The following is a 10,263-nucleotide window of genomic DNA, read 5'->3' as shown; positions in this document are numbered from 1 at the left end:
AAAGAGTACTTTAATTATCATCTTAAAGAAACTGAATGGCGTTGGATGAGGGAACCTAATGAGTTAGCAACTGAGCTGTGGAACCTCATTAGGTAAAATTAAGTGTAAATCTGCTAGTCTAGAGCCATTAGAATTTAGCCAATCCTTCAACCCCGCTAAATTATTTTGTTTAAGCAAAGGAACAAGTTTATCCAAAGCCGGTTTGACTAGAGTTTTACTGAGCGGTTGTTGAGGCTTGATTCCAGGATACGGTTTATAAAGATCTTCCCAGAAATAAGAGTATGCCCAACGTGCTACTTCCTCTATAGAAGGAATTTGATCACTTTCTATTATTCCACCACTAAGCATTTCACGATAATATTTTTCGTGATTGTTCCTGATAAGTTTTTGATTCGCTACCGCTATAGCTAGACAATCTCGTGCAATTTCTCCAGTTATTAGACCATAACTACATTTAAAACTTTCTTCCAGAGCATCTCTGAAATATTGTGATGCCTCGCCAAAATTATTTTGTGCCAATAAGTGTTTAGCTTTGTATTGCAAAATGGCAAACTTCCATAAATCATATCCTTCGGTTTTTTCTGCTTCAGCAATTAAAGCGTCAACCTTATTTTTGCAATCTTTAGGTCTGTTTTTACTTTCACCATTTAAATAGTAAGCAAGCTCTGGAATAACAACTAGAATTTTCTCGAAAGGCGTATTAGCCAATTCCCTCATACGCTTAGCGGTCATTTCTTTCAAGCGAATAGGTAGATCTGTTGACTGAGCTACGCCACTTACTACCCAATAATTCTGCTCATTTTGTAAAGCTCTCCATGGTGAGCTTTGTTGCATACGAGCTTTTAGCCCTTGAGTTTTAGTTTGTTCCTCATAAAAGTGATGGAGTTTACGTACAGTGCGTTCAGCAATTTCGGCACATGATTTCGGATCATGACCAATTACATCATCAAGTACATCACTTGCATTGATACGGAAGCTATAGCTCAGATACGTTGCGAGTTCATCAATACCTGTTTCTTTACTAGAGGGTAGAATTGACAAAAAAATGCTTTGCTTATCCCATTCAGGTAAATGGGCCTCAAACCACATATCTTGTGCAAACTCACCTTTATTTCTACAATTCCTCCATGCCTCGATAGAAAGGTTGTAAACGCCTTTATATAACGCAAATAATTGTAGAACTTTATTTTTTTGAGGGTCAACACAATACTTATCTACGTCAGGACATAGAGATTTGACTAAACGGTGATAAATGTCTTGCACTACACTAGCAACAACAAGACGTTGGCGAATTACCTCTATAGAAGGTGCTGAGTAACGATCAAATAAACATTCAATTAATCTAATTTTTTCTTCTTCATTTCCGCCCCCCTGCAAAATATGGGTAAGAATTTCCTCAGACAACGGAAGTTCAAATTTAAGCTTTTGAGCATTTAGGTCCTTTTTGTTAATAAAAGCTAATGCTTGATTAAATTGCTCATCAAGAGTGATAGTTTCATCTAGGGTAAAGGCACCTTCTAAATCTAAACTCATCCCATCTGGGAAATATTCATAAATAGAGCTGTAACGAATAGTATTTGTACCTTTCTTCCAGTTATAGAGAGAACGTCGTAAATTTTGAATGTCTATATCTAGGCTATTGTTGGCAACATTGTCTACATCTTTTCCTAGTAGATCTGTTAACCAGTCAATGACTTGTGGCACAGGTAGAATTAGCTTTTTATCACCTTCACTTTCAACCACCTCAGGTAAATACCAGAAACGACCACCTGGCATACCTTTATCAAAAGGGGTCTCAATAGCTTGGAATGCCGAAAATCGTGCTAAACCTGGCACTAAGAAATGCGTTAAAAGCATCCAGTTAATTTTTTTTTGATCGGCATTAAATGTCCAAGTTTTGAGCTCCAGACCTTTATAGGCATTTGCAATATTGGTTAATGATTGCCAAATGGCATCAAAAGACTCAGGGCGAATATTGAGTTTTTCAAAAATAGATAAAATAATTGTTTTCATCATATCAGATTGCTTACTGATACTGATTTTCCCAGTGGCAAATTTATTCTTTTGAACTGTCGAATATGAGTTATTGCCACCAAGACTTTGATGGATTTCTAACAGTACTGATTCAATTTTTGGTAAAGTGCCCATACTTTATTGCTACCATGATGAAATTTTCAGAAATCATATATGGTTATCTTCGAAACAACGATGAAAAATGATGTCCCCCCCTAGCTCTCTAAGCATACTGATTTGATTTTAATTAATAAATTTTCATTTTTACTTTAATTCTAATTTTGGATTAAGATGAAAGTAGATATACTTTAGACATTCAAAATTTTCTTAAAATCATCAAATTTATGCTTAAAGATAATATTAAAAGTACTGCGATTACATATAAAGGCTATGATTATCAAACTTTATTCGGCATAAGTATTCTTGCTGACTGGCTGAATTTCCCAGACAAATACCAGAAGGTTTTATTTGAAGCGACTGATGATACTGACGATACCCCGCAGGCATTAGATGACGTAATTTGTGTCAGAAAAGATAATAAATATGACTACTATCAAGTCAAATATTCACCCTCTCCTGAAAAAGAAGAAAACGAATTTTCTTGGGATTGGATTCTTACAAAGTCAGGAAAAACTGAGCGTTCAAAAAGTATTTTAAGAAAAATATATGATGCCTACAAACGAATACCATTAGATCAAATAAATTCGATCAATTTAGTAACAAATAAGCGCCTTGCACGAGATGTAGAACCTTGTTTTCAAGGAACACCTTATATTCAATTTGATTTGATACCTACAAATATTCTAGATGAAATCATTAAGCAGTTAGGTAATAAAAGTGAAGCTAAAACTTTTATTGAGAATTTAAAAGTCGCTTATGATGATCCCATATATTTAGTACTCGAAAATCAGGTACAAGATTCTCTAATAAAAGTTAGCGATGAAATAGGATGTTTACGTCTCTTTTATGAAGCTAAGAAATGGGCAACAATTCAACATTATCCAGCACCAGAAGGATGGATTACACTAGATATACTACGTTCAGTTATTCATACAAAACGACCTCAACCTATACCTCAAAGTTTTCATATTTCAGATGATTACGTATTGCCAGACGAGAATTTTCATAAAAATTTTATTAGTAAAATTCTTAGCGAAGATATCACAGATATACAGGTGCTCACTGGTAGCCCTGGCTTAGGTAAAAGTACATATCTAAGTTACCTTTGTAATGAATTAGAAGAAAAGAATATCCCCTATATCAGACATCATTATTTTATTTCTACTAGTGATAGAACACAGGATAGACTTTCTTTAAGAGTTATTGCTGAATCACTCTATTCACAAATCAGAAGATTTCATAATGGAATTGAAGTTTTATCTCATGAAAACCCTGAAAATTTAACTAATATTCTTGAAAAATGCGGGTGTTACTATAAAAAAAGTGGAAAACCTTTCATACTTATTATTGATGGCTTAGATCATGTTTGGCGAGATAATAATCGGAATATCAATCCATTAGAAGAGCTTTTCAAAATACTATTGCCATTGCCAAATAACCTTAAAATTATTGTTGGTACTCAACCTGTAGATGATGAATATCTGCCAAAAAAACTTTTAACTCTATGTCCTAAGAAAAACTGGACTTACCTTCCCCCTATGTCTGGCAACGCCATTTTAGCTTATGTAACTAAAAGAATAAATGACGGAGCATTAATAACAAATGATTTTGGAGATAAAGATGAAATTATAGCTAAAGCTTCTTTAGAACTATTAAATTCTACACATGGTTATCCGTTACAACTGATCTATACTTGTGAATATCTAAGAACTAACCTACTTCCCATTAATGAGTGGCAAATAAATAAGCTTCCTATGCGTAGTGGTGGGAATATCCATGAATATTACTCATCTATTTGGCATACATTAACGCATAAACAAAAAAATATACTACATCTTGTTGTAAATTTTAATTTTTTCTGGCCTAGAACTTCTTTTAATAAAATTTTTTCTGATTCATTGTTAGATATAAATTCAGTAATTTTTTTGCTACATGAGTCTTTATCTGGTTTAAGACCATTTCATGAAAGCTTAACTGTTTTTGTCAAAAGTAGAGATAACCATAATGAAATCATTGAATCATTATTGGTACCTCTGTGCACTTGGCTTGAGCATGATGCACCTGAGTCATTAAAACAGAGATGGTTATGGTATTGCCATGCTTTACTTGGTAATACTAGCCCTTTAAGAAGTGGCCTAACACGTGATTGGATTATCGAGCGATTAGTAGAGGGCTATGATCCCCAAATTTTTATCGACTTATTAACTCAAGCTGAAACGGTTGCCTTTAAAGAACGACAGTATGCTGAGGCATACAAACATAGATCGATAAAAACACGTTTATTAAACGGCCCTCAATATCAACCAACTGATTTTAACCAGTTAAAAATTATATTTCTAACCACTGCCCCACAGTCTGCAATCAATGAGTTAATTTCCTTACGTCACCAACTTTCAGTAGCTGATTTAGGAATTCTATCAATAGCCTTATGGCATAGAAATGAGAAGCCCCAAGCTTTATCAATTGCAAACTGGTGTCGTGAAAGATTTGTAAGTGAAGAGCGTTTGCACAATGGTCATCAACATAATGATATTTATAATAAAAATTTAAAACTAATGCTGCATACTAAAATTTTAAATGATGATAAGTATATTCCTTCTCTTATCAAAAAAGATTCAATTAAAACGTGGAATGAAGAATGGATTACATTGTTGTGCCAAATAAATTGTTTGAATGATAATTTTGAACAATTGCTAGATGTTTTCAATGTAATAGAGAATGAAGACATCCAGAAGATGATAGCAGAGCAAATAATAATTCTAGGTTCTATTGAGGAAGTTGAACTTGGATGTTTAGAAAATCAAGAGTTGTTCGAGGCATCCCCTCTAGGAAAAGTTGTTCAAATTTTAGAAAATAATTTATTCAATCAAAGCTATTTAATTTGCAAAGATGAAGATGAAGATGAAGATGAAGATGAAGATCAATATCTAATATTTAAAAGTGATCAACTAGTCTTTAATTATAAAGATTACTTTTTCGAGAACTTCTTTCAGCACTTAGCATCCCAAGGAAGTTTCTGTCATCTCCATATACGAAGTTATAGTAATTCCGTAAAAGCCCCTCTATACAACTTATTAGTAGAATTAGGTGACCATATCGTAAAACTTATTGAATATGATGAAGAAATTAAATTTATAGACATATATTCATTATTAAATAGTTCAGATCTTCCTATTCATGAAACTTATAAAGATGAAGGAGAGTTAAACCGATTTAAAAACGATTGGTTTGAGATTTGCTTAACTCTAAATTTAATCATTAATAAAAAAGTTATTAGCCTGTCTAATTTTAAAGGAGTAGAAGAAAAAGAATATTTTAATATTTATTGGTTTATTGAGTGGTATGCAGAGCAAAACATTAAGTATTTCGATAATGAGACTATTGAATACTTATTTGAAATTATAGATAAAAAATTTGCTCAACAAATTCAGGAGACGAATGAAAGATGTGATTATTTTTCAAATTTAGCAAAAATTGCATTACTTCATCAGAAACCAGAATATATCAAGCGATATTCTTATCAATGTTGGGATTTAATTTTAGGTTATGGTTGGCGAAAAGATGTGGGTATTTTTGAAATACTTGATTCAATTGAGTATCTATCTCAGAAAAATCCAAAAGATGCTCTTTTTTACTTACAAGAAATATCATCAGAAGTAACACAAATTTTGGAATATACTGATGGTAAAGAAACCAGACATGCCTTACCACAATTTACAAAACTTTTGTCTAGCCTCAATTTATCGTGCTTGACTTCTAAGTTTGAATGGGAAGTTAAAAATGGTGATTGGCACAATGCAGAAAATTCTTTTCATCATATATTAAGTAATTTACCAAACTTGTCGTCCCGTGTTTTGGAATCAATTTGCCGAACTGGGCTTTCACAAGATGATCTATATGCATTACAAAATAATTCAAATATAGACCGTGTGAAAGAGTTAAGTAATATCGCATTAGATCACAATGGAATGGAGAGTCTTTCTAATTACAATAAGGATGCCAAAAATTCATCTAAAGACGAAATTCGTAATACAATTAGCTATGAAGATTATCCCTTAGAAAAATTTCCTGAGCTTTTGACATGGATTAAGTCTGATTATAAAAACAGAGACCATTTACTACCATGGATGGAATATTGGAAACCTAAAGTAAAAAAATCTGACTTCATCAAGTATGTTTGGAATTATATAAAAGATAATGATTTACATAATAAAGATGAAAATTTACTACTTGATCCTCTATATGAAATTGCAAAAGCCACTAGGGGGAAAAAATTTGCATTCGACATTCTTGTTAAAGCCCAATCAAATAAAGGTGGTTGGGTTAACTACTTGTTTGAAACTACTGAAAAAACTTTCAAGCGTTTAGATATTGTTGCTAAAGAATATAAAGAAAAAGCAGATGAGTTCATCCAACTATCTACTCAGAATAACAAAGTCTTAAATACAGGACTTGTGATTCCATCTTCACGATTAGTTTATCTGCTAATACAACTTAATCGTATAGAAGAAGCAAAATCATTTATTGAAGTAATGATTGAGGTACTAAAAGAAGAAATTCGCAATTTGAATTTAAAGAGCCCAGATTGGAATTGGGATCAAAATTTAGAAGAACACGAAATAGCCGTCTCTTTACTTGTTACTAGGTTACAGTGGCCGTTTACGAGTATTAAGCAATGGACGGCAAGTGAACTGTCAACTTTGTTAACTGTAAATGACACTCAAAAAATTGTCGAAGCTAGATTATTAGAAAGTTTGAAGTCTAAGAAATTAGAATCTGAAGTTGTTGAAATTTTATGTGTATTTTGGATGGCTTGTCAGAAAGGCTATCATCCAACTATTGTTCTTGGAAAATATATATTTGCAAGATCTTGTTTATCCGATCAATTATTGAAAGCTATAGATTCTAAAACTTGTAACTACGGATATTACCAAGGAAACTTCGATATTGATTCTGGTTTGATTGAAAGAGAATCTAATTTCAGAAAAAACCTTGGATCTGAATTTCCACTTATGTATTTAAGTACTTGTGAATATCTAGAGGAAAAATATTTTTTTCCCTTGACTGAAGATTTTCAGCATGAATGGAACAAAACATTTATTCATGAGCCTAGGCTTCATGACACATATCAATATTTTTTAGAAAGAGATAACACTGGTCAGTTTTACACATTAAATAGCCATAGAGCTAGATCTGCATATTTAAGAGTATTTGAGGTTGCTAAACTTCGTTATAGAATGCCCGAAGATTATGCTAATTTCTTCTCAATAAAAGCTTTGCCCCTTGAAACAGCATATTTAAATTTCTTACCATCTCGAGCGTCATGGTTTACAAAGTGGGATTCCCTAAATGAATACAGTATTGAAGCTCTCAAAGATTATCTTAGAAATTTAATTAAAGTTTGCAACACTAGTAATAAAGGTCAAATTCTGGGGGCTTTATCCTTTCCAATAGAAATTAGTCCTAATTTGCAACTAGACATCACTTGTACAATAATGAATGATAAAAATGAGGCAAGTGAGAGATCTCAAATCGTTTCTATTGGCTTAATATTAGAAAGAAATTTAGAGTTCAGATATATTGAATCTAAGACTACTTCTGATAATTTTTCCTTTGTTGGAACAGCTTTCCCACACCATAGATATGGTCATTGGTCTGTTGAACAGGATTCAAGAGGTATATACATCCCTATCATTCCTGACACTGAAATGAAAATTATAGGTCAATCAGATAATAATCTTATTAAATATCTATTAAATGATATGGAATTTGGTGTATCAGGTTATTGGAATGAAGAATGGAATAGAACTTATCCGTCTAAAATGAAACCCAAATGTGCGACTTACACATTGCTTTCTCCACAGTATTTTCAATCTATAGGAAATACTGAAACTGAATTTAAATATGTATGTAAGGTAAAAATTGCTTCAAAAGAACGGAACTATAGTGACTTTCAATTTGAAGAATTAACGATTGAAATTTAATTATTTGATGTAAGTTAGGTTTAACATGGAATCACATACCGTGTTTGCTGAATATATTTACGGAATTAGGCAAACAGCAGTCCAAATTGTTACTTAAATTAGAAAGGCTTGGGTGAGATTCTATTTTTAATTCCTACTATTTTAGGCGTTATTACTCCTAATTAATACCATGATGGTGTTTCATAAATTTTGCTTATAAAAACCCGCCAAGTGGACGGGCTCCAACTATACAAATTTTTAAGAAATTGTAACTTCAATAACATATGCGGGTATTGTTTTATCAGGGTATTGAAATTTACCCACACTATACGAATCATTAATTAATGTTTTACGCACTATTTTTAAATTTGCTCTTGCACCAAATAAAACCTCTTTTTCATGTCCCAAGTTTGAACCATTATTCCTAAAAACATAGACCTTCGTTCTAGGGTTAACTGCATATAAAACATAAAGATGGATTTCACCTTGATCATAAGCTTTGCCTTTAAACTCAGCTTCTCTTAAAGCAACTTGTGGGCACAGTGTTGTAGATAAAGGTTTAGATGTATTAAAAGCAAGTACACCACTGCTAAAAAGATAACCTCCATGGAAAAAATATTGCCCCTCTGATGGTAAACAACCAACATTTATTACTTCATTGTTAACCATGTCTAAATCACAATTTGGGTAAGATTTCTGATACCTTGCAATATTTTTTGGAACACTTGAAGGCATCCTACTACGCCAATTCTTAAATACGTAACTTTTATTCAATGAACTTTCAATAAAATTATTTAAGGCCCCATCTGCTCCTCTTTCTACCATATGCTTAGCGGCTTCAAAAGGGTTAGATATACTTTTCTCTAATCTATCCTTTACACCCCAGTTAATCTCATAGGGGGTATGCTTACCACTTAATTTTTCATCCAGACTCAACTCTCTTCGAGACCAAATATCATAAGGTGGATTAAACCCATCAAATAGAGGTAACAACATTTTTTAATTCTCATCATGGTTAATGTCTAATTTAAATTTCTGTTTTTTGTTTACAATCAATACATATCCATGTATCAAGTTCTCCGTCTTTTTCCCATTCATGAAGGGTTAAAGAATATTCTTCAAATGAATTTGAACATGCGCAACAATGAGTTTCATACCATTTTTTTCGATCTTCAATCTCGGATTCAATATGTGAGATTTTATTTTTAAACGTTGGTATGGAACTTCTAATTGCTTCTAATTCATCTGCAAATCTTTTCAATTGGGCTTCATAAGCTTCTAGTTTAAACAGTTCACTTGAGAGCTTGGTTCGAGCAGTTTCTAGTTCGTCAATTCCAGTGCTATTAACCACTAATTTCATCTCATTCGAAGTAAGTCTCGACTCTAAATATTTTGACACCTCTTCATATTCACCCCATGTTTCCACAAATGTAACATTATTAGAATATTCACCTAACCTTTCTGAAATATGATCTACTTCATCAAATGGACAACAAATAATCTCGATGTCTTTATAGTGAAATTCAAATCCTTCCTCATTCGGATATCTCCATTCTCTTTCCCACATAAATCCTTGGTTATCTGCATCGTGATCAAGAGGTGTCATAAGAGGAGCAATAGAGTTATACAATGCCAAGTCTTCCGAAGTCATAGAGAAGCTTCGTAAAGATGCAATCATCCTTAGTAATTTTTTATCTATATATAGAGCAGGACGTACACCACAATCCGCTAAAGATTTTTTTGAGAAACCGATACCATATCTGTAAGCGTCCGCTGAACCCCATGCCTATTTTTTAATTCGGTTCAGGTTTCCAGCGGTGTGGCAGTAACTCTTCAATCTGGGTCACTTTATGTGTCGGCAGCCTTTTCAGCACATCACTTAAATAGGCATACGGATCCAAGCCATTCAGCTTTGCTGACTGGATTAAAGTCATGATGTTTGCCGCTCGCTGACCACTGCGCAGCGAACCTGCAAACAGCCAGTTCTTACGTCCCAACGCCCAGGGACGCATCTGATTCTCGACCCAATTATTGCAAATCGGTAGATTGCCATCATCCAGATAGCGGCTTAAAGCTGGCCAACGCTTCAGAGTGTAATTGATGGCCTTGGCGGTGGGAGAACTCGATGGCACTGTCAGATGATGTTGGTTGAGCCATTCATATAGTT

At 33.3% G+C, this 10,263-nt stretch carries 5 protein-coding genes and 1 pseudogene; 2 read left to right on the top strand and 4 right to left on the bottom strand.

Annotation, left to right across the window (positions count from 1 at the left end):
* Window positions 1-96 (top strand): annotated as a pseudogene (locus FTV12_RS15810) (IS1595 family transposase); the annotation flags it as partial.
* Here FTV12_RS15810 and FTV12_RS15805 read toward each other — a convergent pair.
* On the bottom strand, window positions 64-2,148 hold the full coding sequence (locus FTV12_RS15805; protein WP_180034313.1) for an ankyrin repeat domain-containing protein: 2,085 nt from the start codon (window positions 2,146-2,148) through the stop codon (window positions 64-66). The pseudogene FTV12_RS15810 and the gene FTV12_RS15805 sit on opposite strands and share 33 nt — an antisense overlap.
* Before the next feature lie 209 nt (window positions 2,149-2,357).
* Here FTV12_RS15805 and FTV12_RS15800 point away from each other — a divergent pair, with 209 nt between their 5' ends.
* Window positions 2,358-8,117 (top strand): dsDNA nuclease domain-containing protein, encoded by a 5,760-nt coding sequence (locus FTV12_RS15800; protein ID WP_180034312.1) that lies wholly within the window; start codon window positions 2,358-2,360, stop codon window positions 8,115-8,117.
* A gap of 237 nt (window positions 8,118-8,354) precedes the next feature.
* On the opposite strand, the gene FTV12_RS15795 is transcribed toward FTV12_RS15800, so the two are convergent.
* The 3 genes from FTV12_RS15795 to FTV12_RS15785 form a co-directional block, all read right to left on the bottom strand.
* Window positions 8,355-9,092, bottom strand: coding sequence for a hypothetical protein (locus FTV12_RS15795; protein ID WP_075696497.1), 738 nt, complete (start codon window positions 9,090-9,092; stop codon window positions 8,355-8,357).
* A 31-nt stretch (window positions 9,093-9,123) separates the two neighbouring features.
* Window positions 9,124-9,747, bottom strand: coding sequence for a hypothetical protein (locus FTV12_RS15790; protein ID WP_180034311.1), 624 nt, complete (start codon window positions 9,745-9,747; stop codon window positions 9,124-9,126).
* A gap of 142 nt (window positions 9,748-9,889) precedes the next feature.
* Window positions 9,890-10,263, bottom strand: a 374-nt coding sequence (locus FTV12_RS15785; protein WP_180034310.1) for a transposase, incomplete at its 5' end; no start/stop codon positions are given.

The sequence above is a fragment of the Acinetobacter sp. YH12233 genome (genome assembly GCF_013417725.1).
Classification (GTDB): domain Bacteria; phylum Pseudomonadota; class Gammaproteobacteria; order Pseudomonadales; family Moraxellaceae; genus Acinetobacter.
The sequence above is the reverse complement of the archived record's forward strand: the minus strand, read 5'-3'. Positions and strand labels throughout refer to the sequence as shown.